Consider the following 26,008-nt stretch of genomic DNA (forward strand, 5'->3'; position numbering starts at 1 on the left):
CATCCAGCGCCTCGAGCAGGGGAAGCCATGCCGCGTCCACGGCTACTCATCGCATTCGTCATGACCATGTCGCTTGCCGCCGTCGGCGCTCGCGCCACCGAGCTGGGCGAATCGCCGTTTTCCCTGCGCTCGGCAGAACCCGGCAGCGTGCGCGCCCTGGCGGTGGCGCGCGCCGAATTCGTCAAACGCCTGACGTTGGAAGCCGGCCCGGATTCGGCCGATAACAACGACACGCGCCAAGCCGACGACTTCGATATCGCGATCACCCAGGACGCCGATCATTACCGAGTGGAGTTCGCTCCCGCGCAGCGCGGTTACCGCGGCGGTGGCTACGGTTACGTCATCGCCAAGGACAGCTACCGCGTGGTGGAACGGCGGATCTATCCCTAGCCCCGGCGACAGCTGGGTCGATGCGCGCCGCCATCACTTTGGCGGCATCGCCTGAGGCGAGACCTCGGAGTCCACCTGCAGCGAAACAATGGTGCGGCCCTTGCAGGCCGCGACTCGCGGCGCGAACCGCCACTTCGATACCGCGACCAGGATCGCTTCGCGATAACCGATCGGCACGCGGCCGCCATGTCCGAACGGATGCCACTGTTGCGACACGATGACTTCAGCACGACACCTCAGTTCGTCATTCCCGCGAACGCGGGAATCCAGTGCCTTACGTGCGAGAACGCTTGAAGTCACTGGATTCCCGCGTTCGCGGGAATGACGTTCTTGAAGGATGACGCTCAAGCCTCTGGACATTCGGCTTAGCCGAAGTAAAGCAGAGCCTGCGTTAGCGGCAATGACGTCCGCTACGGACGGGCACATGCACGTGGCCGGCACGATCGAGCTCGAACGCGACCACGGCCGAGCCCTCGTACTCGTTGTGCAGCCGCGATGGCAACGTCGGCGGCACGGTCGCGATCGGATCCAATGGCTGCGCACACCGCGGCAATTGGCCTTTCGGCGCGGCGAAAACAACGACCGCCGCGATGCTGAGCAGCATCGCGGCGATGATCGGGCAAGGCATCGGCTTGAGCACGCGTCACCCCGCGAATACGGGAACGTCGCCGCCCCGGAAATGCCAGACTAATGCGCCGGGAGCCGCTGCGGATAGGTCTGCAATTCGCCCTTCACTCGCCCTGCGGTGGCGAAGCCGCCACCGCATTGGCCGACAAGGCCTTGTAGAACTGGATCGTGGTGGCCGCGTTGTCCGAGGTGGTGTAGTTGTTGACGTCGGACGGATGCGCGGCGAGATCCTTCGACCACTTCAAGCGGCCCTCGTCGATCCAGATCCGGCAGCTCGGCGCCTCTTCCTCGTAGACCTCGATATCGCGCGCGTCGAGCCAGTTGTACAACTGCCGCGGCAGCCAGCGCGGCGTGCCTTCCGACCAGTACAGCACCGCCTGCGGCTTGGCTTGCGGCACCAGCGCATGCGAACCGGCGAAGGCCTGATCGAGCGCCTGCAGGTATCCAGCCGAGCCGTCCGCGGGCGTCCAGGTCGCCGCCGTGCAATCGGAGTACACGTGCGCCAACGACATCATCTCGCCCCAGCCCATGCCGATCGCCACGCAGCCCGACAAGCCCGCGGTATTCAGACCGACCTGCTGCACCGGCTGGCCGGGACCATCGCGATGCTGGCCATTGACCATGATCCACTGATCCAACCCGACTCTGATCAACATCGCCTGCCTCCGTCGCGAGCATCCGATCGGCAACCACTGCCGGTCCTTCGCCTGTCTTAGACGCGGCCGCGGTGAGGTTGTGAATCCGCTCGTGCACAGCACGCTGAACGCCGGCCCGAAAAAAAACAAAGGCCGGATGCTGAGCATCCGGCCTTGCGTTCGCATCGACGTCGGCGATTCACACCGGCCGTCGCATCTGCGCATCGCTCACTGCAGCGGCTGCAGCTCCAGCGACTGGAACAACTGGTTCTGCGCCTTCTTGGCGATCGAACGCGGCAGCTTCACCAGAAAGCCGTCGCCGGCCAAGCCGACGTCGCCTTGCAGGATCAAACCGTTGACACGCACGTAGCTCTTGATCGAGTACTTCGCGCCGACCCGGTCGAGTTCCAGGAACATCGGCGCGGTGAGGAAGCCCGAACCCTTCTGATACTTGCGCGCATCGCCTCCGCTGCGCTTGAGCACGTAGCCGTTGCTGGTCGCCCAGGAATCGACCATCGCGTAGACGTCTTTGTCCGAAGCGAATTCCACGTAGTCGAACTGGTTCTTCCCGTTCTTGGCGATCAGCGCCATGACATTGAGAAGAACGAGCCCGCAAAAGGCGCCAAAAATCGCCATTCCTATAATCGAAGCCATATCGTTCCTTGAACTGTAGTGAGCGTCCGGCCCGCGCGGGGCCGCGAGGCCGCAATTGGGCGGCGATGGACGCGGCCGAGCACTATACCGAAGCCCTTGCGCGCGCTGCTTGCGCGATACCGACAGTGGCGGGCTTGGCAGCGACGCAGCTTGCGATCGCCAGTCGATGCAGCGCAGCGCTCACGCACGGGCCTTGCTTGCACGCAGGCAATGCCGCACCACGAGACTGCGCGACATTGGCCTGAATGAATATGAGTCCGTAGCGGCGGGCGCGGCAAATACCGCTACGGAATGAGGACGGCAGAACCGACGCCCGCGCCGCAATTGTCAGGAGAATTGTCAGGAGCAAATAAAAAAGCGCCTAGGTTTTCACCTAAGCGCCTGTCTTGTTTGGTGGGCCGTGAAGGATTCGAACCTTCGACCAAAAGATTAAAAGTCTTCTGCTCTACCGACTGAGCTAACGGCCCGAATGCTGGGTGATTCGGTCCCGACCTGCGCCGGGGTCGGGCATTCTAACAAAGCCTGCGGCGTGGCGTCATGCCCCAGGTGACCGGGCTCGTTCAGACGGCGGGATAAGCGGCGATCAGACGTAGCGGGTCGGGTCGGCCACGCCGGCGGCGGTGAAGCCTTCGGCGCGCAGGCGGCAGGCGTCGCAGTGGCCGCAGGCGCGGCCGGCGTCGTCGGCCTGGTAGCACGAGACGGTCTGGCTGAAATCCACGCCCAAGCGCTGCCCCTCGCGGACGATGTCGGCCTTGCTCATGAATTGCAGTGGGGCCTGCACGCGCAGCCCGGCGCCTTCGACGCCGGCCTTGGTCGCCAGGTTGGCCAGACGCTCGAAGGCTTCGACGAATTCGGGGCGGCAATCGGGATAGCCGGAATAATCGACCGCGTTGACGCCGCAGAAGATGTCGTTGGCGCCGAGCACTTCGGCCCAGCCCAGCGCGATCGACAGCATGATGGTGTTGCGCGCCGGCACGTAGGTGACCGGGATGTCGTCCTTGGCCGCGGCGGCGCCGATCGCGTGGCCGTCGTTGTCGAGCGGCACCGAGATGTTTTCGTCGGTCAGGGCCGAGCCGCCGATACTGCGCAGGTCGACGCTGACGGTCTTGTGCGCGACCGCGCCGAGCGACTGCGCCACTAAGGCGGCGGCGTCGAGCTCGGAGGTGTGGCGCTGGCCGTAGCGCACGCTCAGCGCATGCACGGCGAAGCCCTGCTCGCGCGCGATGGCGATGACGACGGCGGAGTCCATGCCTCCGGAAACAAGGACGACGGCTTTTTTCATGGGTGCGGGGCTCTGGATCGGGGGCACTGGACTGGGGAATCGGGAATCGGGAATCGGGAATCGGGAATCGGGAATCGGGAATCGGGAATCGGGAATCNTAAGGCTAAACCAGCGGGCTGACGTTTTTGCTCGTTATTCCGGCGAAAACGGGTTCTGCCCTGCTTCGGCCAAGTCGGAGGCCCAAAGACTTCAAGACTTCAGCGCGTTCCATCCAGACCGTCATTCCCGCGAAAGCGGGCTCTGCTTTACTTCGGCGGAGCCGAACATCCAGAGACTTTAGCGGCGTGTCTCGAACAGTCCCGATATCCGGCGGAGCCGAACATACATCGCCTTCGTGCGAGGCAACCCAAGTCTCTGGATTCCCGCCTTCGCGGGAATGACGAGCGGAGTGACGCGGGACTGGGGACGATTACGCCACAAAATATGAAGCGATAGATATGTGAGGCATGACGCCAGGACAGATCGAGGATCGCAAATCGCGGATCGTGAGCCGTGGATCGTGGCATTGAGTAAAACCGCGACGAAACCGTTTTTACGATTCCCGATTCCCATTCCCGACTCCCCATTCCCGATTCCCAGCCCCTCACCTACCCGGCTCATCATTCCAAAGAATCTTGTGCAACTGCAGCTGGAACCGCACCGGCAGGCGATCGGCGACGATCCAGTCAGCCAGGTCGCTGGGCTTGATCTGGGTGAAGCTCGGCGAGAACAGCACGTCGCAGATCTTGGTCAGGCCGTGCTCGGCGACGATAGCTTTCGACCACTCGTAGTCCTCGCGGCTGCAGATCACGAACTTGATCTGGTCGTGCGCGGTCAGCAGCGGCAGGTTGCTCCACAGGTTGCGGTGGACTTCCCTGGAATCGGGGGTCTTGATGTCGACGATGCGCGATACGCGCGGGTCGACCGGGCCGATATCGATCGCGCCGGAGGTTTCCAACGACACTTCGTAGCCGGCATCGCAGAGCATTTCCAGCAACTGGATGCAGCGCTTTTGCGACAGCGGCTCGCCGCCGGTCACGCAGACGTGGCGCGCGCCGTGTTGGGCGACTTCGGCCAGGATCGCGTCGAAGTCCCACCACTGGCCGCCGTGGAAGGCGTAAGCGGTGTCGCAGTATTGGCAGCGCAGCGGGCAGCCGGTCAGGCGCACAAATACGGTCGGCCAGCCGATGCTGTTGGACTCGCCCTGCAGCGACAGGAAGATTTCGGTCAGCCGCAGGCGCTCGGACGGCGCATCGGCCGTCTGGGTGACAACGGCGTTCATAGGGGCCTTAGTTGCGCAGCCGGCTCAGCTGGATCGCGTTGAGGCGATCGACGGCTGTGCGGGCGGCGTCGGTGCCGGGATAGCGGTTGGCGACATCGGCGAGCGTGCGCTCGGCGGCATCGATCTGTTTCAGGCCGAACTGGGCCAGGCCGACCTTGAGCAGGGCGCCGGCGGCCTTGTCGTGGGTCGGATAGCGATCGAGCAGCGCCTGGAACTGCTCCTGCGCGAGCTGATAATTCTGGGTGACGTAATAGCTTTCGCCGAGCCAGTACAGCGCGTTCGGCGCATAGGTGCCGCTCGGGTGGACGCTCAGGAATTCCTGGAACAGCCGCGCCGATTCGGCGTACTGACCGGACTTGAGCACGTTGAACGCGGCGTCGTAGGCGGCGCGTTCGTCGCCGCTCTGAGCCACCAGACCGGCATCGCCGTGAACCACCGGCGCACTGTCCCGTACCGCCGTGGGCGGCGGTGCGGGAACAGACGCCTGCGGCTGCGGCGCGGCCCCGGGCACCGGCGCGCCGGCACCGCCTTCGAGGCGGTTCAAGCGATTGTCGGTGTCCAGATATTCGGCTTTGCTGCTGTCTTGCAGTTGCTTGTGCTGTTGCTGCAGTTCCTCGACCTGGGCGCGTAGGGACTGCAGCTCGCTCTTGAGCTGATTGACCTGGTTGAGCAGATCGAGATTGGCCTGGTTGTCCGAGGCGCGCTGTTCGAGGACCGCGACGCGGTCGGCGAGGCTGGCGCGCTGGGCAAATGCGGGCGTGGCGGCCGTTGTGGCCGCCACGATCGCCAAGGCTAGTGCGAATTTACGCATCGCTGGGTCAGCCTTCGTTGTTCTATCGGTCATGCCTGCTTGCCGAAGCGTGAGCCCCGGCCCGTCGTGCCGCGGCGATTCGCATCGCCGCGGTCACTTCATCGCGCCGGAGTATTACTTGGCGGTGTAGACGATTTCGACGCGACGGTTCTTGGCCCAGCAATCTTCGTTGGACTCGGTGCAGACCGGACGCTCTTCGCCGTAGGAGGTCACGGTGATCTGGCTGCCCGAACCGCCGTTGGCCTGGACCGCCGAGGACACCGCGTTGCCGCGACGCTCGCCCAGGCCGAGGTTGTACTCGCGGCTGCCGCGTTCGTCGGCGTTGCCTTCCAGGGTCATGCGCGAGGACGGACGGTCGCGCAGGTACTTGGCGTGGCAGCCGACGATGGCCTGGAACTCGGGCTTGAGCGAATCCTGGTCGAGGTCGAAGTAGACCACGCGCTGACGCAGGCAGGCGTCGGTGTCCAGATCGTTCGGGCCGTAGGCGCCGGACGCGACCGGACCGGTGTCGCCGCCGGGCTGGGTGGTGGTGGAACCCGGGCCGTTGTCGGTCGGAGCGGTTTCCTTGACCTTCTTCGAGCAGGCGACGGCCGCGGTGCAAAGCACGGCGACGAGCAGGATGCGGGCAGCGTTGTTCATGGGGTATTCCTCGTCAGGTGGGGCAGGAGTTGTTCGGGGGTTTGGCGCGTTGGGTGGCGCGAATCTGCGCGTTGGGGTGTGGCCGGCGCCTTAGCGCGGCAGCCTGTACGGCCCCCAGGCCGGTTCGCGCACATCGCCGTCGGCCAGCACCAGGCGCTGGCGCACCCGGGCATCGGCGGAAACGGCATAGAGCACGCCACGGCGTCCTTCGCGCGCAGCATAAATGATCATGGAGGCATTCGGGGCAAAGCTCGGCGACTCGTCCAGCGAACCGGGCGACAAGGTGCTCCAGCGCGGCGAGCCCAGGCTGGAGTCCATCATCGCGATCCGGTAGTTATTTCCGGCGCCCTGCGCGGTGGCGATCTTCTTGCCGTCGAACGACACGCTGGCGCTGGCGTTGTAGCTGCCCTGGAAGGTGACCCGGGTCGCACCGCCACCGCTGGCGCCGACCTGGTAGATCTGCGGCTTGCCGCCGCGGTCGGAGGTGAAATAGATCTTGCTGGCGTCGGCCGACCAGGTCGGCTCGGTGTCGATGCCGAAGTGGTTGGTCAGCTGGGTCAGCGCCTTGCTGCCCAGATCCATCACGTAGATCTCCGGATTGCCGCTGCGCGACAGGGTCAGGGCCAGGCGGCGGCCGTCCGGCGAGAACGCCGGGGCGCCGTTGATGCCGCGGAACTTGGCGATCAGCTCGCGGCTGCCGGTGCCGATGTTCTGGATGTAGATCGACGAATTGCCGCCTTCGAAGCTGACGTAAGCCAGGCGGTTGCCGTCCGGGCTCCACGACGGCGACAGCAGCGGCTCGGGCGAGCGCACCACGGTCTGCGGGTTATAGCCGTCGGAGTCGGCGACCATGAGCGCGTAGTTACTGCCACGGCCCAATCCGGTAGCGGTGACGTAGGCGATACGGGTAAAGAACGCGCCGCGCACGCCGGTGATCTTCTCGTAGACCGCGTCGGCGATCTGATGGGCCACATCGCGCATCGCGTTGGAGCGCGCGGTCAGCGCGAACCCGAGCAGGCGCTGCTGCTTGGCCACGTCGAACAGTTCGTACTCGACCCGATAGGTGCCGGCGCCGGCATCGGCGACGCGACCGACCACCAGATAGTCCTGGTTTAGCGCGCGCCAATCCGGATAGCTGATCTCGCTGCCCTTGGTCGGCTTGGCGGTCATCTGCTCGACCGGCAGGCCGCGGAACTGGCCGGAACGGTTGAGGTCGTTGCGCACCACTTCGGCGATATCGGTGGGCGGCGCGGCGCCGCCGCCCTGGTAGGGCATGGGCACCACGGCGATGGGCAGGGCCGAGGCGTTGCCGCCGACGACATCGATCTCCAACCCTTGCTGCTGGGCCGCGGCGGCGAAGGGAAGCAGGACTGCCAGCAGTGAAGCCAGCCAGCGCAGGGGTCGTTTCATCGGCACTCCGTGGGGTTCAACGGGGGTTTGTTCAGGTTCGGCATTGTTAACGCTGGTGGGTGAACGTGGGCTCAAAACCCGGGGTCAATTTGCGGTCCGGATGCGAACATTCGGCCAAACGGTCGTAAATGTTTGGATCAGGTGACGAAATCGGCCTTAAAAGACGTTCTGACTCCACTTTCTGCGCGGACCGCGATCTCGCTCAACGGTCGCGGATCGCGTCCACGCGGTCGCGAAGCCGGCGCCAGCGGCTGGGTTTGGCATCGTCGTCCGGGTCCGGCGCATTGATCTGCAGCCGCAACTGCGGGCGGAACACCTGTTCATATCCCTCGTACGGCAGCGGCTGAGCCTTGAGGACCGCGGCGACAATGGAGTCGCGACCGGCCGCATCGAAGCCGCAGGGCTCGACCGCCTGCACCGAGGCCACCCGCCCGCCCGAGGTCTGGCGCAGGTCGAGGATGCAGCTCGTGTCCGCAGCCAGGCCGGCCGGCGGGTTCCATTTGGCCAGGATCGCGTCGCGCAGCACTTCGGCGTAGCGCAGGTTGTTTTGCACGACGCAGCGTTCGGGATAGGCCTGGCAAAACTGCGCGCTCTGGCTGGCCTGGCCCTGCCGGGTGATCTGTTCGGCGGTCTGGCTCGATGGCTTGGCCGCCTGCGCGCACCACGGCAGCGCGATCAGCAGGCTCAGTGCCATCGCGCGGCGGACGATCGCGCGCGCGCTGTCCCTTCGGCCGACCACGGATAAGTCCATGCTCAGCGATCCTGCGCGGTGAAGTTGATGTTGAGCTGGCGGCTGAACACCGATTCGAATCCGGCATACGGCAAGGGCTGCGCCTTGAGCACCGCCGCTTCGATCGAACGCCGGCCTTGTTCGTCATAGGCACACGGTTCGACCACTTCGGCCGAATTGACCCGGCCGCCGGGCAACTGACGAATGATCAAGCGACAACGCGCGCCCAGCGGCACGGTGTCGGGACGCGACCATTTCGACAGCACCGCTTCCTGGATCGCAGCCTGATAACGCGCCATCAGGCCGGCATCGACGCCTTGATTGCCGGTAGGGCCCGGCGTCGGCGTGGTGGCGGCGACGTTCTGACTGGCGCGGCTGGCGCGCGCGTCGGCGAGCTGCTGCAGCTTCTGTTCGGCCAGTTCGCTCTGCTTCTGCAGCTTGGCGCGTTCGGCGCGGATCTTCTCCAGTGCCTTGTCGCGCTCCTGCTGCTCCTCGGCCAGGCGCTTCTGCTGCTGCGCCTCTTCCTGGCGCTTCTGTTCGGTCAGGTCGACCTGTTCCTGCTTGGCCTTGGCTTCCTGGATCTTCTGTTCTTCGCTGAGCTTCGGCGTGGGCGTGTCGACCACCTGCTCCTGCGTCGTCTCATCCGGCACCGGAATGAAATCCTGCGGCGATTGCTGCTGCGGCGCGGGCGCGTCCTGCGGCTTGGGTTCGGGGATCGGCTGCGGCAACGGCGCGCTGTCTTCGGGCTCGGGCTGCGGCAGCGGGTCGACCGGCTTGGGGCGATTGCGCAAGGTGCGCTGCATCGCCGCCGACAGGTCGCTGACTTCGGTCAATTCCGAGGACATCGGCGAGCCCGCCGCGGACACCTGCTTGCTGTCCCAGTTCCAGAGCATGCTCAGGAAAATGGCGGCGATCAGCAGGCCGTGCAACAGCAAGGCCAGCCCGATCGCCTGCACGGTGTCGGCGCGGGTTTCCCTCATTTCTTCGCGCCCTTCTCGGGCTGGCTCATCAGGCCGACCTTCTCCACGCCGGCGTCCTTGAGGATGTTCATCGCATCCATGACCGGCTGGTAGTTCGAACGGCCGTCGCCGGCGATGTAGACCTGCAGCTTTTCATTGCCGTTCTGCTTGACCAGCGCGCCGACCTTGGTCGCCAGGGTTTCCTTGCTCACCGCTTCGTTGCTGCCGGCCTTGACCGCGAGGAAGAAGTTGCCCTTGTCGTCGATCTGCACCACCACCGGGTCGTTCTTGGTCTCGATCGACTTGGCGTTGGACTTGGGCAGATCGACGTCGATGCCCAGGGTGAGCAACGGCGCGGTCACCATGAAGATGATCAACAGCACGAGCATCACGTCGATGTACGGAACGACGTTGATCTCGGACTTGAGCTTACGTTTGCGGCGGCGGACGACAGTGCCGGACATGACGGGGGTTCCTCGGTTACGCGTCGCGTTCGCACGGGGCGGAACGCAGCGGTCGCGCTGGGCGCGGGCGGCAGTGCGGGTGAGTTGACGCGGCCCGCATCACTCGTCCAGATGGGTCTGGCGCTGCAGGATCGAGGAGAACTCTTCGGAAAACGCGTCGTAACGCACCGCCAGACGCTCCACGCTGGTGGCGTAGCGGTTGTAGGCCCACACCGCCGGGATCGCCGCGAACAGGCCCATCGCGGTCGCCAGCAGCGCTTCGGAAATGCCCGGCGCGACGTCGGCGATGCCGACCTGCTTGGACGCCGACACCAGCGAATGCATGGTCACCATGATGCCGAACACGGTGCCGACCAGGCCGATGTAGGGCGAGGTCGAGCCGATGTTGGCCAGCAGTTCGAGGTTGTGTTCCAGGCCGTCGAGTTCGCGCGAACCGGTCGCGCGCATCGCCCGCTGGGCGCCTTCGAGCTGAGCGCGCGCGTCGACGCCGCGACGCTGGCGGATGCGGTTGAATTCGCGGAAACCGGCTTCGAAGATCGCTTCCAGGCCGCCGACGCTGCGGCTGCGCTCGGTGGTGCCGGCGTACAGCTTGGACAGCTCGGCGCCGGACCAGAAGCGTTCTTCGAAATGATCGGCTTCGATGCGCGCGCGCCGGATCACCCGCCATTTGCGGAAGATGATCACCCACGAGGTGATCGAGGCGATCACCAGCAGGGCCATGATGAACTTGACCGGGATGCTGGCGTTGGTGATCAGCGGCCACAGGCTGAATTCGGTGGTGGCCTTGCCGGCGGCCTGCGCGCCATCGGTCACGGCCTGCACGGCTTCCTCCGGCAGGGCTTGTACCGTGGTGGCCAGAAGCGCGATCAGCGATGACGTCATGCTTGGTTCTCCGTAGCCCGATGCGCGGGCCTGTGGTGGGGCTGCGCGGTCCGTGGGGAGTAACGAGCCGCGGGAGGTGGTGGGGTTGCAGCGGGTGAGTCTATTTCAGCAATGTTCTTGGCGATTTTCGTGAATCATCGGTATGAATTATCGCAGTGAAGCAGCGGTCGCCGGCCGGCGACGCCGATGCGGCGCGCGCCGATGAGCGAGGCTCAGGCCTCGTCGCCGGCAACCTGCCGCGCCAGCAACTGCGCGTAAAGCTCCGGCGGAATCGCGCAGGGACGCTGATGCTGCGCGTCCACCGCGGCGACCCGGACCTCCGCGCTGATCAGCCGATCCGGCCCGCGCAGCACGCTCTGCGCGAAGATCAGGCTGGCGCGGCGGCAACGCCGCAGTTCCACCGTGACCTCCAGCGCATCGTCCAGTCGCGCCGGTTTGAGGAAGCCGATCTGCATGCCGGCGACCACGAACAGCAGCCCGTGATCGTGGCGCAGACCGTCCTGGCCATATCCGAGCGCGCGCACCCATTCGGTCCGCGCGCGCTCCAGGAACGCCAGGTACTGGGCGTGATAGACCAGACCGCCCGCGTCGGTATCTTCCCAATACACGCGTGTCGGCCAACTGAATAGCCGGGATTCGGGATTCGGGGTTGGGGATTCGCTGGTCAAGAGCGAGCTCCTTGCGCCATCGCCGCGACACTCATGCCTCGGGCTCCTGGTCGAACAGGCTGACGTTTTCCACCCGCGGTTTCAGGCCCATCAAGCGATAGGCCTTGGGCGTGGCCATGCGGCCGCGCGCGGTGCGGATCAGATAGCCCTGCTGGATCAGGAACGGTTCGATCACGTCCTCGAGCGTGCCGCGTTCCTCGCTGAGCGCGGCGGCCAGCGATTCCACCCCGACCGGGCCGCCGTCGAAGGATTCGATGATGGTCCGCAGCAGGCGCCGGTCGAGGTCGTCGAACCCCTCCGGATCGATCTTGAGCATCAGCATCGCCGCATCGGCGACGTCACGGTCGATGAAACCGCCGGCGCGGACCTGGGCGTAATCGCGCACCCGCCGCAGCAGGCGATTGGCGATGCGCGGGGTGCCGCGCGAACGCCGGGCGATTTCCGCCGCGCCCTCGGGCGCGCAGGCGATGCCGAGGATCTGCGAGGAGCGACGCACGATCCGGGTCAGTTCCTCGGCGTTGTAAAACTCCAGCCGCTGGGTGATGCCGAAACGGTCGCGCAGCGGCGCGGTCAGCAGGCCGGCGCGGGTGGTCGCGCCGATCAGGGTGAACGGCGGCAGGTCGAGCTTGATCGAACGCGCGGCGGGGCCTTCGCCGATCATGATGTCGATCTGGTAGTCCTCCATCGCCGGGTAGAGGATTTCCTCGACCACCGGCGAAAGACGGTGGATTTCGTCGACGAACAGCACGTCGTGCGGCTGCAGGTTGGTCAGCAGCGCGGCCAGGTCGCCGGCCTTTTCGATCACCGGGCCGGAGGTCTGGCGCAGGTTGACGCCCAGTTCGTTGGCGATGACGTGGCTCAAGGTGGTCTTGCCCAGGCCGGGCGGGCCGAAGATCAGCACGTGATCCATCGCCTCGCCGCGCTGCTTGGCCGCTTCGATGTAGATCTTGAGCTGCTCGCGCACCGGCTGCTGGCCGAGGTATTCGTCCAGACGCTTGGGCCGGATCGACGCCTCTATGGCGTCGTCCTCGCGGGTGGCGCCTGGGGCGATGATGCGCGGATCGTTCATGGCCCTATGTTCGCATGGCCGTCGGAAATTCGCCCTCTTTGGCCGAGGACTGAGAGCCGGCGGCCGGCGGGCCGGGCGGAGCGAGGGCGGATGAGCGCCGCGGAACGGCCAGGATCGCGAGCGAGGTCTCCCCTGCCCCTTTCGAAGCAAGCACGGCGACGCCGCAACCGGCGAATCAGTCCAGCTCGCCCTGGCGCAGATCGGCGAAGAAGCAGTCGAAATCGCGCGCGCGATAGCGCGGGATCAACTCGTCGAAGTATTCGAAGTAGACCACGTCGGGCTCGTGCTCCGGCCCGCGTTCGCGGTAGTCCAGGCACAGCATCCAGTTGATGCCGTGCATCGCCAGCACCACGATGCGCTCGCAATGCGCGTGCATCCGGGCGAAGCTCCACAGCTCGGCGCCGTCCTGGAAGTCGCTCGCCACATCGGCCAGGGTGCGCAGATGGGCGAGCGAACTGAGGTAGCGGTCGGGGACGACGCTTTCCCAGTCGTAAAAATGCGACGAAGGATGGCGTCGCAGCGGCGCCCACTCGAACCGGGTGTAACCGCCGTCCTGGCGCCGATACAGCGCGCGCAGCAAGGCCGGCAGGCGCACGCCCAGGCGGGTTTCGGCGGCGGCGATCGCATCGGCCGGCGCCGGCGCGCCGCTGGCGTCGTCCCAGAAGCCCGGGCCGCTCCAGAACGTGTCCAGGCCCGGCGGCTCGGGCCGCCAGTGCAAGGTCGCGGCCGGGTCGTGCCGCGCCTGCAGCGCCGGGTTCCAGTACTGCAGATCGACCAGATCGGCGAGCCAGGGAGCGGCATCGTCGTACTCACGCAAGCGCCGTTGCTGATCGGTCAACACGATCATCGGCTCGCTGCCGGCCGAATAATCCAGGCACAAGGTCTTGTTGTGCTCGTCGATCGCGATGGCGATCAGGCGACGGTCGTCCGCGGCGAGCGCGGCGTAGGCATCGTCGCGATAGCCTTCGCGGGCGCGCAGTTGCGCGAAGGAAAACCATTCGTGCAGCGGCAGCAGGCGCGCGCGCGGAATCAGCCATTCGGCCTTGAGCCACTCGCCCGGTTGTTCGATCGACTCACCGCGCGCCATTCGCACCGCACCGCCGTTGTAGCGCGCATACAGCGTGCGCAACCAGGCCGGCAAGACGATGCCCAGCCGCGCTTCCAATTCAGCGATGGCCTCGTCCGTCGCCGCCACCCGGCCCAGATTGAGTTCCTCGTCCCAGAAGGTTTCCAGCGTCGGCGCGCGGCCGTACACCATCCACTGCAACGAGGAACCAGCGCTCATTTCAGATCTCCACCTGCGCGCCCAGTTCGACCAGCCGGTTGCCGGGAATATGGAAGAACCCGGTCGCCGGCGCGGCGTTGCGGTGCATGAAGGCGAACAGGCGATCGCGCCAGATCGGCATGCCGCGGTGGCGGCCGGCGACGACGGTCTCGCGGCTGGCGAAATACGTCGTTTCCATCGGGTCGAAATACACCCCGCCGGCATCGCACGAGCGCATCAGCGCCAGCGGCACGTCGTGGACTTCCATGAAGCCGAAGCGGATCAGCACGCGGTAGAAATCGTTGCCGATCGCCTCGATCTTCAGCCGTTTTTCCGGCGGCGCGTACGGCACGCCGAGCGTATGCACGGTCAGGAACACGTTGCGCTGATGCAGCACCTTGTTGTGCTTGAGGTTATGCATCAAACCGTGCGGCACCACGTCCTTGTCGGCGGTCATGAAGATCGCCGTGCCCGGCACCCGCACCGGCGGCGCCAGCATCAGCCCGGGCAGGAACGTGTCGAGGGCGATGCCTTCCTTGCGCACTTCTTCGAGCAGCAGCGCGCGGCCGCGGCGCCAGGTGCGCATCATGGTGAACAGGATCACCCCGAGCAGCAGCGGGAACCAGGCGCCGTCCATGAACTTGATGATGTTGGCGTAGAAAAACGCGGCATCGACCAGCACGAACATCGCCGCGAGCAGCCAGAACAACGGCGCCGGCACCTTGGTGTTGGCGCGCAGGTAGATGATCATCAGCACGCTGGTGATCAGCATGGTGCCGGTCACCGATACGCCGTAGGCGGTGGCCAGCGCGGTCGAACTGCCGAAACCGACCACCGACACGATCACCAGCGCCAGCAGCATCCAGTTGACCGCCGGAATATAGATCTGGCCGATGGTGTCGCGTGAGGTGTGCTTGATCTGCATGCGCGGGATGTAACCCAACTGCATGGCCTGGCGCGCGACCGAATACGCGCCGGTGATGACCGCCTGCGAGGCGATCACGGTCGCCGCGGTGGCCAGGCCGATCATCGGAAACAGCGCCCATTGCGGCACCGCTTCGAAGAACGGATTGCCGACCGCGCTGGGCTTGTTGAGCATCAGCGCGCCCTGGCCGAGGTAGTTCAAGGTCAAGGCGGGCAGCGCGAAATAGGTCCAGGCCAGGCGGATCGGCCATTTGCCGAAATGCCCCATGTCGGCGTACAGCGCTTCACCGCCGGTCACCGCCAACACCACCGCGCCAAGCACGAACACCGCATGCCAGTTGTGTTCCATGAAAAAGCGCACGCCCCAGATCGGGTTCAGCGCCTTGGTCACCTGCGGCGCCTCGACGATGTTGTAGACACCTATGGCGCCGAGCACGAGGAACCACACGATCATGACCGGGCCGAACGCCTTGCCGACGTTCGCGGTACCGAAGCGCTGGGCCAGGAACACCAGCACCAGCACGACCACGGTGATCGGCACGACGAAATGGTCCAGATGCGGCGCCGCCACCTGCAGGCCTTCGACCGCCGACAGCACCGAGATCGCCGGGGTGATCACGCCGTCGCCGAAAAACAGCGAGGCGCCGAAGATGCCAAGAATGCCGACGATGTAGACCCCGCGCGGGTTGTGCTTGAGCGTGCGCTGGGTGAGCGCGGTCAGGGCCATGATCCCGCCCTCGCCGTCGTTGTCGGCGCGCATGATCACCGCCACGTACTTGAACGTCACCACGATCATCAGCGACCAGAACACCAGCGACAGGATGCCGAGCACGGTGTGTTCGTTGGGGATCAGGCCGTAGTGCGGCGAGAACGCTTCCTTCAAGGTGTACAGCGGGCTGGTGCCGATGTCGCCGAAGACCACGCCGATCGCGCCGGCGACCAAGCCGGCCATGCCGGTCTTGGCGTGGCCGGTGCCGTGGCCGGTCTGGGGATGGGACGGCTCGTTCGCGGACATGCGCCTTCCTGAAGGTATGGCGGCAGGAGCCCGCGCGGCGGGCCGGCGGGCGAAGGGTGAACTCTAGCGGTTTGCGGATGACGCCGATGCGGCGCAGGTCGAACCGCGCAGGTCGAACCGGAGCGCCCGCCTTTCAGCAGGGCCCCGGATAGCGGCGCGCCGTACTCAGATCTCGACCTGCGCGCCCAGCTCGACCAGCCGGTTGCCCGGAATCCGGAAGAACCCGGTCGCCGGCGCGGCATTGCGGTGCATGAAGGCGAACAGGCGGTCGCGCCAGATCGGCATGCCGCGGTGGCGGCTGGCCACCACGGTTTCGCGGCTGGCGAAATAGGTGGTGTCCATCGGGTCGAAATAGATGCCGCCGGCATCGCACGAGCGCATCAGCGCCAGCGGCACGTCGGGCACTTCCATGAAGCCGAAGCGGATCAGCACGCGATAGAAATCGTTGCCGATCGCCTCGATCTTGAGCCGCTTGTCCTTGGGCGCGTACGGCACGCCGAGGGTTTCCACGGTCAGGAACACGTTACGTTCGTGCAGTACCTTGTTGTGCTTGAGATTGTGCAGCAGCGCATGCGGCACCACGCCCTTGTCGGCGGTCATGAACACCGCGGTGCCGGGCACGCGCGCCGGCGGTGCCAGCATCAGGCCGGGCAGGAAGCTATCGAGCTGGATGCCTTCCTTGCGTACTTCCTCGTGCAGCAGCTCGCGGCCGCGGCGCCAGGTGCGCAGCAGGGTGAACACCACCAGGCCGAGCACCACCGGGAACCACGCGCCCTGGAAGAATTTGGCGCCATTGGCGATCACGAAACCGACGTCGACGACGAAGAACACCACGCACAGCGGCAGCACCCACTTGCGCCAGCGCGGCCACAGCGCGCGCGCGACCAGGGCGAGCAGCAAGGTATCGATCAGCATCGTGGTCGCGACCGAAATGCCATACGCGGTGGCCAGCGCGGTCGAACTGCGGAACGCCAGGACCACGCCGATCACCGTGATCGCCAGCACCCAGTTGATGTAGGGCACGTAGATCTGGCCGATGGTGTCGCTGGAGGTGTGCTTGATCTGCATGCGCGGGATGTAGCCCAACTGCATGGCCTGGCGCGCGACCGAATACGCGCCGGTGATGACGGCTTGGGACGCGATCACCGCGGCCATCGTCGCCAGCACGATCATCGGGTACAGCGCCCACGACGGCACCGCTTCGAAGAACGGGTTCTTGACCGCCTCGGGGTGATGCAGCACGAACGCGCCCTGGCCCAGGTAATTGAGCATCAGGCACGGCAACACCATGGTGTACCAGGCGTAGCGGATGGGCTTGGCGCCGAAGTGGCCCATGTCGGCGTACAGCGCTTCGCCGCCGGTCACCGCCAGCACCACCGCGCCGAGGATCAGCACCGAATGCGAGCCGTGTTCCATGAAGAAGCGCAGCGCCCACCACGGGTTCAGCGCCTTGAACACTTCCGGGCCCTGGATGATGTTGTGGATGCCGATCGCCGCCAGCGACACGAACCAGACCATGGTGATCGGCCCGAACACCTTGCCGACCTTTTCGGTACCGAAGCGTTGGGCGAGGAACACCATCACCAGGATCACCACGGTGATCGGCACGATGAAGCGATGCAGTCCGGGCGCGGCGACCTCCAGGCCTTCGACCGCGCCGAGCACCGAGATCGCCGGGGTGATCACGCTGTCGCCGAAGAACAGCGACGCGCCGAAGATGCCGAGGATGCCGACCACATAAGCCGAGCGCCCGCCCTTGGCCAGGGTGCGCTGGGCCAGGGTCATCAGCGCCATGATCCCGCCTTCGCCGTCGTTGTCGGCGCGCATGATGATGGTCACGTACTTCAGCGTGACCACGATCATCAGCGCCCAGAACACCAGCGACAGAATGCCGAGCACGGTGTCGTGGTTGCCGGTCAGGCCGAAATGCGGCGAGAACGCTTCCTTGAGCGTGTACAGCGGGCTGGTGCCGATGTCGCCGAACACGACCCCGATCGCGCCCACGACCAATCCGGGCAAGCCCTTCTTGGTGCCGTGATGGTGCGAGCCGTTGCCGGCCGTGTGGCCGCGCTTGCCGTGGGACGAAGGAACAGTGGAGGACATGTCGCGTGGTTCCGGGGCGGGGACCCGCCTTGGCTCAACGAAGCGCGGACTTTAGCGCTTTGCGGATGATGGCGGCGGCATCGTCGCCGGCGGCGGTCGCTTCGCGCGCCATGCGCGCGGCTTCGACCGGTTTGTAGCCCAGTTGCTGCAGGGCGACGGTGGCTTCGCTCTGCGGATCGGCCGGCACGCCGGCGCTGGTGAAGGTGGCGCCGGAGCCGGCCAGGTCGGCGGCGCGGTCGCGCAGTTCGACCACCATGCGTTCGGCGGTCTTCTTGCCGATGCCGGGGATGCGGGTCAGCGCGGTCACATCGCCCGCCTGGACCAGGCGCGCGAATTCCTCGACCGGCACGCCCGACAGCACCGCCAGCGCGATCTTCGCGCCGATGCCGCTGACCCGCTGCACATCGCGGAACAGGCGCCGCTCGGCCTCGCGCAGGAAGCCGTACAGCGACACGCTGTCTTCCTTCTGCGCGTAGTGGGTGAACAAGGCCACTTCGCGGCCGAGTTCGGGCAGGTCATAGAACGTGCTCATCGGCGCTTCCAGCTCGTAGCCCACGCCATGGACGTCGACCACCAGCCACGGCGGCTGCTTGTGCACGATGATGCCTTTGAGACGACCGATCACGCGCGAACTCCCAATAGGATCGGCGACCCGCCGGCCCGCAGGACGGCGCGTCGCACGCAAGAAACGAAATACCCGCCGACAAAACACCCGGCGACGTCAGCCACAACGCGAACGCAGCCGCGAGTCCCTACCCACCGCGGCAACGACGACGCGACCGCATCGCATTGGGCGGCGACGGCGACGGTAACGGCGGCGAGCTGGCGCAAGGCGGCGCTCACTCAGGTCCCGCGCCTGCGCAGATCGAGGGTGGAAATGCCGGTTCGCCGCGCGGTAGCACTCATGTGGGCATGGGTCAGCGCCACCGCAAGCGCGTCGGCGGCGTCGGCCTGCAGCTTCACTTCGGGAATATTCAGCAACAGCCGCACCATGTGCTGGACCTGTTGCTTGTCGGCCGCGCCGCGCCCGACCAGCGACTGCTTGATCACCCGCGGCGCGTACTCGCTGATCGGAATCCGCCGCCGCACCACCGTCGCCAGCGCCGCGCCGCGGGCATGGCCGAGCTTGAGCGCCGACATCGCGGATTTGTCCATGAACACGGTTTCGATCGCGACCTGCTGCGGCTGAAATTCGTCCAGCGCCGCTTCCAGCCCCTCGCACAGCAGGCCCAGCCGCGACGGAAAGTCGTCGGCGTCGAGCAGCTTGAGCGCGCGCGCATGCACGAACACGCAGCGCCCGTCGCCGCTCACGTCGATCACGCCCAGGCCGGTGCGCTGCGAGCCCGGGTCGATGCCGAGGATGCGGGTGGCGCCAGCGGGAATCGGGAATGGGGAATCGGGAATCGACATCGCGGGCTTCAGGAACCCATCGCAATCGGCCGGTCATCGGCGAGCCAAAGCCGTTGCTTTGCCCGACTGCCGAATCCCGATTCCCGAATCCCGGCCTCAGACATATGCGTCTTCAGCCAGATCCGCGTTCGAATACACGTTCTGCACGTCGTCGATGTCTTCCAGCCAGTTCAGCAGCTTGACCACCTGCTGGCCGGTTTCGCCGGCGACGGCGATGTTGTTGTCGGCGCGCAGGGTGACCTGGGCCTCGCCCGGGCTCAGCCCGGCCGCTTCCATCGCCGCCTTGACCGCCTCGAACGCGTCCGGCGCGGTCAGCACGTCGATTGAACCGTCCTCGGGGTAGACCACCACGTCGTCGGCGCCGGCCTCGATCGCCACTTCGGTGATCTTTTCTTCGTCCGAACCGGCGTCGAACCACAGCACGCCGCGCTTGGCGAACATGAAGGACACCGAGCCGTCGGTGCCGAGGTTGCCGCCAAACTTGCCGAACGCATGACGCACATCGGCGACGGTGCGGACCTTGTTGTCGGTCAGGCAGTCGACGATCACCGCCACGCCGCCCGGGGCGTAGCCCTCGTAGCGGATTTCCTCGTATTCCACGCCTTCCAGCGCGCCGGTGGCTTTCTTGACCGCGCGCTCGATCACGTCCTTGGTCATGTTCGCCGACAGGCCCTTGTCGATGGCGCTGCGCAGCCGCGGGTTGCTGTTGGGATCGCCGCCGCCGGAACGCGCCGCGACGCTGATTTCGCGGATGATCTTGGTGAAGATCTTGCCGCGACGCGCGTCTTCGGCGTTCTTGCGTGCTTCGATCGAAGGACCTCTACCCATGGCGTGACCGGACGTGTTGTGTGAACAAGCCGGCGATTTTACTCGATCGGGCCTGTCCGCCGGGGCATGGAATGCGGTTTTCGCTCGGCGGGTTTGGGTTTATCCCGGTCGGGCCGCCAAACCGGGCTCGCGCCGGGCCGAAAGCCGCCGTCCGCCGGGCCGCGCGCGACTGAACCAGCGACCGCGCAGGCCCGCCCCGCCTCAGTCGGCGAAGCGGCCGAGGCGAAAGAAGGTCTCGGCCATGCGCGCGGCCTGAGCCGAAAACAGCAACCCACTGTGGCTGGCTTCGATCACCTCGTGCGCGGCCAGACCGGGCAGGCGCGTCTCCGACACCGCCACGGTGCCGTCGCTGTCGCCGTCGAAACGGCCGAAATAGCGGCCCAGGCCGCGCGGGCTGCAGCCGGCGATCAGGCCAATCTGCGCCGCGCCCTGCCACGGCGGGCAACCGGCCTGCAGCAGTTGCGCGGCGCGGCCGAGCATCGGCGCGCTCCAGGCATGCCGGGCCAGGCCGTCGGCGGCGGAACTGCCGCACAGCGGCGAGCCCAGGCAGACCACCCGTTTCACCGGCAGCTCGGGGTGTTCGCGCAATGCGGTCAGGGTGATCAAACCGCCCAGGCTGTGGGCGAGCACGTGGACCGGTTCGCGCCGCAGCCGTTCGGCCAGCCGCGGCAGGGTCACCTCCGGGCCGCCGCCGGCCCCGGGGTAGGCGAACACTTCGGGCTCGAAACCGGCCGCGGCCAGCCGCGCGCCGAGCCAGGCCATCGACACGCCGGGCATCCAGATGCCGTGCAGCAGCAACACTTTGCGGGTGTCGGTCGGTTTTGCCATCTGCGTTTCTCGCGTCCGTTCGATCCAGCATAGACATCGGGCCGCGCGCTTGCGATCCAAGCGCCCCGCTCAGCGCGGGACCCCGCGGCTTCAAGCGCCGGTCAGGTTGCGATCGCGGGTGTGGCCTCGGCGCTCGCCGCTGCGACTCGGCAGCGGTGCGAACGGCCATTGAATCGAATCGACGAATAACCGCGCATCGCATTCGCGCCACTGCTTGTAGCGACAAGCCGCGCGTGAGCAGCGACCGGAAAAAATTAGTAGCAACTGAAACCGGTCAAGGCCTTTGGAAATGCTTATTCAAAGCAAAAAGTGATGCGCATCGCCGAAGCCGAACATAAAAACATTCGACACGCCGGAATGTGATCACGCGCCAACTCTCTATTGCGATCGCGCTCCAGGATGCGCGCCACCTCCCCCCTGTTTCGCGGACCGAACATGCGCCTGCGATACCCTGCCCCGCCTCTCGTCGGCATCCTGGCCGCGGCGTTGCTCGCCGCGGCCTCGATGTCGCCGATGACGCCCGCGCATTGCGGCGAACTGCGGCCCGCGCAAAGCAACGACGACCTGTCCAACCCGCATCGCGGTTTCCTGTTGTGGGGCACCACCGTCGGCGCCGACGGCGGCCTGCCCGACAATCACTACGGCGCGTCGATGTACCAGATCTACGTGCCGTGGCGCGAAATCGAAACCGCCGACGAACAGTACGACTGGGCCGGTTTCGAGAAGCGCCATCTCGAACCGATCCTCAAGGAAAACCCGAACGCGACCTTCGTGCTGCGCCCGGTCGCCGACTATCCCGACGGCGTGTCCAACAACATCAGCTTCTATTTCGACAAGACCGAAGGTCAGCTCGAACGCGATTACCCGCGATTCCTGGAACTCGCGCCGCTCAACATCGCCGCGCACGATTACGCCAGTTGCGGCGGCGACGGCCCCGGACGCGCGCCGGAGTACAACTCACCGGCGATGCGCCAGCAGCTGCAGCAGTTCGTCCAGGCCTTCGGCCGCCGCTACGACGGCGACCCGCGCATCACCGCGATCCACGTCGGCCTGCTCGGCTTCTGGGGCGAATGGCATACCTCCGGCTGCGAAGCCTGGGAGCCCGACGCGACCACGCGCGCGCTGGTGCGCAACGCTTACGCGGCCGCGTTCACGCTCACGCCGGTGCATACCCGCTACGCGCGCAGCAGCGATCTGGACGGGACGAACTTCGGCATCAGCGAAGACTTCTTCCCGTCGTTCACCGCGATGTGCAACGCCTACAGCCCGAAGCTGCCGCGCTGCGACGACACCGGTTGGTGGAATCTGGAATGGGGTTTCCGCAACGAGATTCCGGCCGCTCGCGAGAACTGGAAGCACAACCCGATCGGCGGCGAAAGCCCGTACGCCGACCAGAAGAAGACTTGGACCTCGCGCACCGCCGACATCGTCGATCTGCTCAAGCGTTATCACTTCAGCTGGCTCGGCCCGGCCGGTCAGCACGAAAACACCGGCAGCGGGTTCCCGGCCAAGATGCGCACGATCAAGCGCGCGCTCGGTTACGAATTCACCGTGCGCCAAGCGGTGTGGCCCGATGCGATGCGCGCGGGCGCGCCGATCTCGGTCACGCTCAGCGTCGAGAACACCGGTTCGGCGCCGCTGTATCACGTCTATCAGACCGAACTGCACTGGGTCGATGCGAGTGGCGCGACGCGCGCTCGCGCGGCGTTCGATTTTCCGTTGAATGCGTTGTTGCCGGGCGCGGCGGCCAGCACTCAGGTCAGTGCGACCACGGTGCCGGCTTCGTTGGCGCCGGGCAGCTATAGCTTGCGCCTGGCGTTCGCGGACAGTTGGCGTGAGCGGCCGGGCATCGCGCCGCAGAACGTGGGGCGCGACACCAGTGGACGCTTGAGCTTGGGGACGGTGACTGTCGCTGCGGCGGCGGTCGACCATTGAATGAGCGGGCCGGCGTAATCCCTCGGACGCCGGCCCGCTTTTCATCGAGCTGTTGTGTATTCGGGATGGGTTTGGCTGTCGGTGACTTATTGACGCGGTTGCTCTCGCGGAAGTGCTGCCGCCCATTGCCGGGCAATTCATTGGGTTTTCCGGTTTCGTTTTTTATTGAAGATGATTGGGCTTTGAGGCTTTGAGGCTTTGAGGCTTTGAGGCTTTGAGGCTTTCAGAGTTTTAAGCAGATCAAAAGCTTCCGCCGCTGAAGCGGCGGGTTACTTTCTTTTGTCATAAGCAACAAAAGTCCGCCTGGATTCCCTTCGGTCAAAAGGTAACCAAAGAAAAATGCTTTGTTGTGAATCAAGAGCCCGCACGATCGGTGCCGACGCAGGCATGCGCCACACGGGACATCCTGTCCCGGTGGCGCACGGCGCACATCCCTGTGCGCCGCCCTTCGGGTGTGCTTTTGTTCTCGCGAGTCAGTGGCTTCGCAGCGCTGGATGAAATGCGAGACTTCGAACTCAAACGAAAGCCACATGGCCTACCTGTAGGAGCGGCGCAAGCCGCGACCGCGCCACTGCGACCACGACGAAAATCTCACCCCAGCCGTCATCCCCGCGAAGGCGGGGATCCAGGGCTTCATCGCGACAAATGCACGAAGCCAGACGATTCCTCGCGCGTCCTTCTCCGCTACTAGGATTCGTAAGGTTTATTGGCGGGGGATGTTCCGCCTAGATACTTCGTTATCGGCGTAGCACCGGCAGATTTGAACCGATCGAAAGGCGCCGCCGCTGAATGTCACAGATGCCGCCTGACGGACGTAATTCGGTTGCACCAAAAAAACTACACAGCCCGGCACCATTCACCCCGCAGGTCCGCTCCAAAGCCGCCGCCGCTCACATAAGCGCGAAGCGCAATAAGCGGGAACGATGACACCGGCGCGATCCGCGCGCGCAGTCACGGTCGCGGCCCGATCCGGCTTCTAGATTCCCGCCACGCCCGACGTGGGCGATCACCAGGGAGTCGGTATGAATCGATCGTCATGGTTCCTGGCGCTGAGCCTCGCGCTCGCGCCTTCGCTCGCCGCCTACGCGGCGCCACCGCGGGTCACCAACGGCCTGGTCGGCGAGTGGCATCTGGACCTGTCGGGCAACACCGCCTACGACACCAGCGGTTACGCCCGCAACGGCACGGTGCTCGGCGGTACCGCATCGTCGTGGGGCTGGCTGGGCACGTCGGCTGATCTGAGCGGTGGCAAGTATGTGGAAGTGCCGAATTCGTCGAATCTCAACTTCGGCACCGGCAGCTTCACCCTCGCCGCCTGGATCCGCATGGCCGCGCCGACGTCATCGGGAGTCAAGACCCTGATCGAAAACCGCGGCGGCGGCAGCGGTCGCGGTTATGCGTTCGGGGTCGACCAGGGCCGCAATGTGTTGCTGCAACTCAACGACGGCACCACCTGGGCCAACTACGTCTCCGACGGCAGCCTGACGATGTCGCCGAACCGCTGGCATCACATCGCCGCGGTGGTCAATCGCAGCAGCGCGCCGTACACGATCTCGTTCTATATCGACGGCCGCCGCGCCACCACGCAGCCCTCGCCGATGCTGGCCAACATCGACAACACCGCCCTGCCGTTCCAGATCGGCGGGCACATGAGCATCCCGTCCTACCGCTTCAACGACCGCGCCGACGAAGTGCTGGTCTACAACCGCGCGCTGCCGGCCGACGCCAGCGGCGGCCTGGGCGACATCATGGCCCCGGGCCGCACCACCTATCAGCCGACCTACTGGAACGACGGCAGCACCCGCCAGCGCAACAACAACTGCTACAACTACGCCAACGCGCGCGCCACCAACACCTTCGCCCAGCCCGGCCGCGCCGCCGGCTCGATGTACAGCTCGATCACCTGCGCCGCGGTGCATGCCGCGGCGGTGCGCGACGGCCTGGAACCGGTCGCCGACACGCTGATAAACGCCAGCAGCTACAAGAACATCGCCGCACTGGTGGTCGGACCCAACTACGACTATCACTGGTACCGGCGCGACGCCAACAACAAGTGGACCCACAAACCCGGCGGCACCGCGGCGACCAACCGCGACAATTCCGGCAACGAGATCACCGACCCGCGCACCGCCAATCGCGGCGCCTACACGGATTTCTGCGGATTCTTCCGCGTGTGGTCCGACAGCATCGAGGGCAGCGGCCATGAACAGATCAACTAAGCGTCGACCGACCGCACGCGCCTCATCCCAGTTCGCGGCTCACGGAGGATCCATGTCTCAGCGCTCGCTCAAGACCCTGTTCGCCGGCCTGTTGTTGCTGGCCGCGCCCGCCTTCGCCCTGGCCGCCGACGCGCCCGGAGTGAAGATCACCTACCTGGTCTATTCCGGTCGCCCCGACCCGACCATCACCGTGACCGACGCGGCCTCGCTGCGCGCGATCGAAACCCGCCTGGCCGATGCGATGGCCGCGCCCGCGCAGTCCGGCGCCGCGCCCGACCCGGTGCTGGGCTACAACGGCATCCTGATCGAACACGTCGGCGGCTCGAGTGCCAAGGCCAAGCCGCAGCCGTTGGTGATCAAGGGCCGGCAGGTGCGTATCGACACCGCGCCGGCGACCGAGCTGAAGTCGGCGACGGCGTCGACGCGCACGTCGGCCGCCGCGGGCGATCTGGAGGCTATGTTGCTCAAGCTTGGGCAGAAGCAGGGCGCGTTGGATGCGACGACGTTGAACGTGTTGCTCGACGGGCGCTGAGGTTCGGGTTGCTTTGCCTATGCGGCCCTCTCTCGCGCAGGCGAGGGAGGGCTGTTTCGTTTTGGGGTTTTGGTTTTCGTTCGGCCGTGATGGATATGGTTGCGAATGCATGCACGCCGCGTGTTCATGCGTGCGCTCGACTTCATAGGAATGCCGCGATGGAGCCCTGGATCCCCGCCTTCGCGGGGATGACGGCTTGAGGTGGCATTAGGCTCGTCGTAGCCGCTGCGGCGTGGTCGCGGCTCGCGCCGCTCCGACAGGTAAGCCATGAAGCTTTTGCTTGAGCTTGAAGCCGCGCAGTTCATCCAGCGCTGCGAAGTCGCTGATTCGCGAGAACAAAAGCACACCCGAAGGGCGGCGTGCAGGATGCACGCCGTGCGCCACCGGGACATGGATGTCNTCCGAACTTGCGGGCACTTGATTCACAAAAAAGCATTTTTCTTTGGTTACCTTTCTTTTGTTGCTTTAG

Annotated in this window: 27 protein-coding genes and 1 tRNA gene; 4 read left to right on the forward strand and 24 right to left on the reverse strand. The window is 65.8% G+C overall.

All coding sequences use genetic code 11. The features are described from left to right. Positions 1-60: 60 nt before the first annotated feature. On the forward strand, positions 61-390 hold the full coding sequence (locus tag ASD86_RS00040; RefSeq protein ID WP_056105657.1) for a hypothetical protein: 330 nt from the start codon (positions 61-63) through the stop codon (positions 388-390). A 33-nt stretch (positions 391-423) separates the two neighbouring features. Here the strand turns inward: ASD86_RS00040 and ASD86_RS26290 are convergent, their stop codons facing one another. The 23 genes from ASD86_RS26290 to ASD86_RS00155 all read right to left on the reverse strand — a co-directional run bounded on the left by ASD86_RS26290 (position 424) and on the right by ASD86_RS00155 (position 20,853). Then, on the reverse strand, positions 424-738 hold the full coding sequence (locus tag ASD86_RS26290) for a hypothetical protein (RefSeq protein ID WP_157475950.1): 315 nt from the start codon (positions 736-738) through the stop codon (positions 424-426). A gap of 43 nt (positions 739-781) precedes the next feature. Then, complete coding sequence (locus ASD86_RS00050) at positions 782-994, reverse strand: hypothetical protein (protein ID WP_157475952.1); 213 nt, start codon at positions 992-994, stop codon at positions 782-784. Positions 995-1,121: 127 nt separating this feature from the next. Further along, entirely contained in the window at positions 1,122-1,673 is a 552-nt protein-coding gene (locus ASD86_RS00055) for a hypothetical protein (RefSeq protein ID WP_056105663.1), read from the reverse strand. A gap of 207 nt (positions 1,674-1,880) precedes the next feature. Continuing rightward, on the reverse strand, positions 1,881-2,243 hold the full coding sequence (locus ASD86_RS00060) for a hypothetical protein (protein ID WP_056105665.1): 363 nt from the start codon (positions 2,241-2,243) through the stop codon (positions 1,881-1,883). 454 nt (positions 2,244-2,697) lie between these two features. Continuing rightward, a tRNA-Lys gene (locus ASD86_RS00065) sits at positions 2,698-2,773 on the reverse strand. A gap of 116 nt (positions 2,774-2,889) precedes the next feature. Further along, positions 2,890-3,588, reverse strand: a complete 699-nt coding sequence (queC, locus tag ASD86_RS00070; protein WP_056105668.1) for a 7-cyano-7-deazaguanine synthase QueC — start codon at positions 3,586-3,588, stop codon at positions 2,890-2,892. Between the two features lie 583 nt (positions 3,589-4,171). After that, on the reverse strand, positions 4,172-4,849 hold the full coding sequence (gene queE, locus ASD86_RS00075) for a 7-carboxy-7-deazaguanine synthase QueE (RefSeq protein WP_056105670.1): 678 nt from the start codon (positions 4,847-4,849) through the stop codon (positions 4,172-4,174). A gap of 7 nt (positions 4,850-4,856) precedes the next feature. Further along, positions 4,857-5,660, reverse strand: a complete 804-nt coding sequence (gene ybgF, locus ASD86_RS00080; protein ID WP_056105671.1) for a tol-pal system protein YbgF — start codon at positions 5,658-5,660, stop codon at positions 4,857-4,859. 114 nt (positions 5,661-5,774) lie between these two features. After that, entirely contained in the window at positions 5,775-6,299 is a 525-nt protein-coding gene (gene pal / locus ASD86_RS00085) for a peptidoglycan-associated lipoprotein Pal (protein ID WP_056105674.1), read from the reverse strand. 90 nt (positions 6,300-6,389) lie between these two features. Beyond that, on the reverse strand, positions 6,390-7,709 hold the full coding sequence (gene tolB, locus ASD86_RS00090; protein WP_056105676.1) for a Tol-Pal system beta propeller repeat protein TolB: 1,320 nt from the start codon (positions 7,707-7,709) through the stop codon (positions 6,390-6,392). 202 nt (positions 7,710-7,911) lie between these two features. Next, a complete protein-coding gene (locus tag ASD86_RS00095; protein ID WP_056105678.1) occupies positions 7,912-8,460 on the reverse strand; it encodes a hypothetical protein in 549 nt (182 codons plus the stop codon). Between the two features lie 2 nt (positions 8,461-8,462). Next, positions 8,463-9,419 (reverse strand): cell envelope integrity protein TolA, encoded by a 957-nt coding sequence (locus tag ASD86_RS00100; protein WP_056105681.1) that lies wholly within the window; start codon positions 9,417-9,419, stop codon positions 8,463-8,465. Further along, on the reverse strand, positions 9,416-9,862 hold the full coding sequence (gene tolR, locus ASD86_RS00105; protein WP_056105683.1) for a protein TolR: 447 nt from the start codon (positions 9,860-9,862) through the stop codon (positions 9,416-9,418). Before tolR ends, ASD86_RS00100 begins: the two co-directional genes overlap by 4 nt. Before the next feature lie 99 nt (positions 9,863-9,961). Continuing rightward, a complete protein-coding gene (tolQ, locus tag ASD86_RS00110; RefSeq protein ID WP_056105685.1) occupies positions 9,962-10,744 on the reverse strand; it encodes a protein TolQ in 783 nt (260 codons plus the stop codon). A gap of 212 nt (positions 10,745-10,956) precedes the next feature. Then, a complete protein-coding gene (gene ybgC, locus ASD86_RS00115; protein WP_056105688.1) occupies positions 10,957-11,412 on the reverse strand; it encodes a tol-pal system-associated acyl-CoA thioesterase in 456 nt (151 codons plus the stop codon). Between the two features lie 31 nt (positions 11,413-11,443). Then, positions 11,444-12,481, reverse strand: a complete 1,038-nt coding sequence (gene ruvB, locus ASD86_RS00120) for a Holliday junction branch migration DNA helicase RuvB (protein WP_056105689.1) — start codon at positions 12,479-12,481, stop codon at positions 11,444-11,446. A 175-nt stretch (positions 12,482-12,656) separates the two neighbouring features. After that, positions 12,657-13,766, reverse strand: a complete 1,110-nt coding sequence (locus ASD86_RS00125; protein ID WP_056105691.1) for an SMI1/KNR4 family protein — start codon at positions 13,764-13,766, stop codon at positions 12,657-12,659. 1 nt (position 13,767) lies between these two features. Next, positions 13,768-15,621, reverse strand: a complete 1,854-nt coding sequence (locus tag ASD86_RS00130) for a potassium transporter Kup (RefSeq protein ID WP_235567647.1) — start codon at positions 15,619-15,621, stop codon at positions 13,768-13,770. 228 nt (positions 15,622-15,849) lie between these two features. Next, positions 15,850-17,703, reverse strand: a complete 1,854-nt coding sequence (locus ASD86_RS00135) for a potassium transporter Kup (RefSeq protein WP_046659296.1) — start codon at positions 17,701-17,703, stop codon at positions 15,850-15,852. Between the two features lie 118 nt (positions 17,704-17,821). After that, positions 17,822-18,412, reverse strand: coding sequence for a Holliday junction branch migration protein RuvA (gene ruvA, locus ASD86_RS00140; protein ID WP_036107722.1), 591 nt, complete (start codon positions 18,410-18,412; stop codon positions 17,822-17,824). A gap of 218 nt (positions 18,413-18,630) precedes the next feature. Next, positions 18,631-19,197 (reverse strand): crossover junction endodeoxyribonuclease RuvC, encoded by a 567-nt coding sequence (ruvC, locus tag ASD86_RS00145; RefSeq protein WP_056105697.1) that lies wholly within the window; start codon positions 19,195-19,197, stop codon positions 18,631-18,633. Between the two features lie 96 nt (positions 19,198-19,293). Beyond that, positions 19,294-20,025, reverse strand: coding sequence for a YebC/PmpR family DNA-binding transcriptional regulator (locus ASD86_RS00150; protein WP_056105699.1), 732 nt, complete (start codon positions 20,023-20,025; stop codon positions 19,294-19,296). A gap of 201 nt (positions 20,026-20,226) precedes the next feature. Then, a complete protein-coding gene (locus ASD86_RS00155) occupies positions 20,227-20,853 on the reverse strand; it encodes an alpha/beta fold hydrolase (protein ID WP_056105701.1) in 627 nt (208 codons plus the stop codon). A 435-nt stretch (positions 20,854-21,288) separates the two neighbouring features. On the opposite strand from ASD86_RS00155, the gene ASD86_RS00160 reads away from it, so the two are divergent. From ASD86_RS00160 to ASD86_RS00170, 3 genes are all read left to right on the forward strand, one after another. Next, positions 21,289-22,788, forward strand: a complete 1,500-nt coding sequence (locus ASD86_RS00160; RefSeq protein WP_162253582.1) for a DUF4832 domain-containing protein — start codon at positions 21,289-21,291, stop codon at positions 22,786-22,788. A 1,022-nt stretch (positions 22,789-23,810) separates the two neighbouring features. After that, positions 23,811-25,007 (forward strand): LamG domain-containing protein, encoded by a 1,197-nt coding sequence (locus tag ASD86_RS00165; protein WP_056105704.1) that lies wholly within the window; start codon positions 23,811-23,813, stop codon positions 25,005-25,007. Between the two features lie 52 nt (positions 25,008-25,059). Then, the gene (locus ASD86_RS00170) at positions 25,060-25,539 is read left to right on the forward strand and encodes a hypothetical protein (RefSeq protein WP_056105707.1); all 480 of its coding nucleotides are present in this window, start codon (positions 25,060-25,062) and stop codon (positions 25,537-25,539) included. Positions 25,540-25,746: 207 nt separating this feature from the next. Here the strand turns inward: ASD86_RS00170 and ASD86_RS27600 are convergent. Then, a partial coding sequence (locus tag ASD86_RS27600) for a hypothetical protein (protein WP_235567619.1) occupies positions 25,747-25,938 on the reverse strand: 192 nt, incomplete at its 5' end. Between the last annotated feature and the right edge of the window lie 70 nt (positions 25,939-26,008).

Origin of the sequence: Lysobacter sp. Root690, assembly GCF_001427785.1 — a bacterium.
Classification (GTDB): Bacteria; Pseudomonadota; Gammaproteobacteria; order Xanthomonadales; family Xanthomonadaceae; genus Lysobacter.

Coding starts and splice junctions, on each gene's coding strand:
- ASD86_RS00040 (WP_056105657.1), top strand. CDS start 61: ATGACCATGTCGCTTGCCGCCGTCGGCGCTCGCGCCACCGAGCTGGGC.
- ASD86_RS00050 (WP_157475952.1), bottom strand. CDS start 994: ATGCTGCTCAGCATCGCGGCGGTCGTTGTTTTCGCCGCGCCGAAAGGC.
- ASD86_RS00055 (WP_056105663.1), bottom strand. CDS start 1,673: ATGTTGATCAGAGTCGGGTTGGATCAGTGGATCATGGTCAATGGCCAG.
- ASD86_RS00060 (WP_056105665.1), bottom strand. CDS start 2,243: ATGGCGCTGATCGCCAAGAACGGGAAGAACCAGTTCGACTACGTGGAA.
- queC (WP_056105668.1), bottom strand. CDS start 3,588: ATGAAAAAAGCCGTCGTCCTTGTTTCCGGAGGCATGGACTCCGCCGTC.
- queE (WP_056105670.1), bottom strand. CDS start 4,849: ATGAACGCCGTTGTCACCCAGACGGCCGATGCGCCGTCCGAGCGCCTG.
- ybgF (WP_056105671.1), bottom strand. CDS start 5,660: ATGCGTAAATTCGCACTAGCCTTGGCGATCGTGGCGGCCACAACGGCC.
- pal (WP_056105674.1), bottom strand. CDS start 6,299: ATGAACAACGCTGCCCGCATCCTGCTCGTCGCCGTGCTTTGCACCGCG.
- tolB (WP_056105676.1), bottom strand. CDS start 7,709: ATGAAACGACCCCTGCGCTGGCTGGCTTCACTGCTGGCAGTCCTGCTT.
- ASD86_RS00095 (WP_056105678.1), bottom strand. CDS start 8,460: ATGGACTTATCCGTGGTCGGCCGAAGGGACAGCGCGCGCGCGATCGTC.
- ASD86_RS00100 (WP_056105681.1), bottom strand. CDS start 9,419: ATGAGGGAAACCCGCGCCGACACCGTGCAGGCGATCGGGCTGGCCTTG.
- tolR (WP_056105683.1), bottom strand. CDS start 9,862: ATGTCCGGCACTGTCGTCCGCCGCCGCAAACGTAAGCTCAAGTCCGAG.
- tolQ (WP_056105685.1), bottom strand. CDS start 10,744: ATGACGTCATCGCTGATCGCGCTTCTGGCCACCACGGTACAAGCCCTG.
- ruvB (WP_056105689.1), bottom strand. CDS start 12,481: ATGAACGATCCGCGCATCATCGCCCCAGGCGCCACCCGCGAGGACGAC.
- ASD86_RS00125 (WP_056105691.1), bottom strand. CDS start 13,766: ATGAGCGCTGGTTCCTCGTTGCAGTGGATGGTGTACGGCCGCGCGCCG.
- ASD86_RS00130 (WP_235567647.1), bottom strand. CDS start 15,621: ATGGCCGGCTTGGTCGCCGGCGCGATCGGCGTGGTCTTCGGCGACATC.
- ruvC (WP_056105697.1), bottom strand. CDS start 19,197: ATGTCGATTCCCGATTCCCCATTCCCGATTCCCGCTGGCGCCACCCGC.
- ASD86_RS00150 (WP_056105699.1), bottom strand. CDS start 20,025: ATGGGTAGAGGTCCTTCGATCGAAGCACGCAAGAACGCCGAAGACGCG.
- ASD86_RS00155 (WP_056105701.1), bottom strand. CDS start 20,853: ATGGCAAAACCGACCGACACCCGCAAAGTGTTGCTGCTGCACGGCATC.
- ASD86_RS00160 (WP_162253582.1), top strand. CDS start 21,289: ATGCGCCTGCGATACCCTGCCCCGCCTCTCGTCGGCATCCTGGCCGCG.
- ASD86_RS00165 (WP_056105704.1), top strand. CDS start 23,811: ATGAATCGATCGTCATGGTTCCTGGCGCTGAGCCTCGCGCTCGCGCCT.
- ASD86_RS00170 (WP_056105707.1), top strand. CDS start 25,060: ATGTCTCAGCGCTCGCTCAAGACCCTGTTCGCCGGCCTGTTGTTGCTG.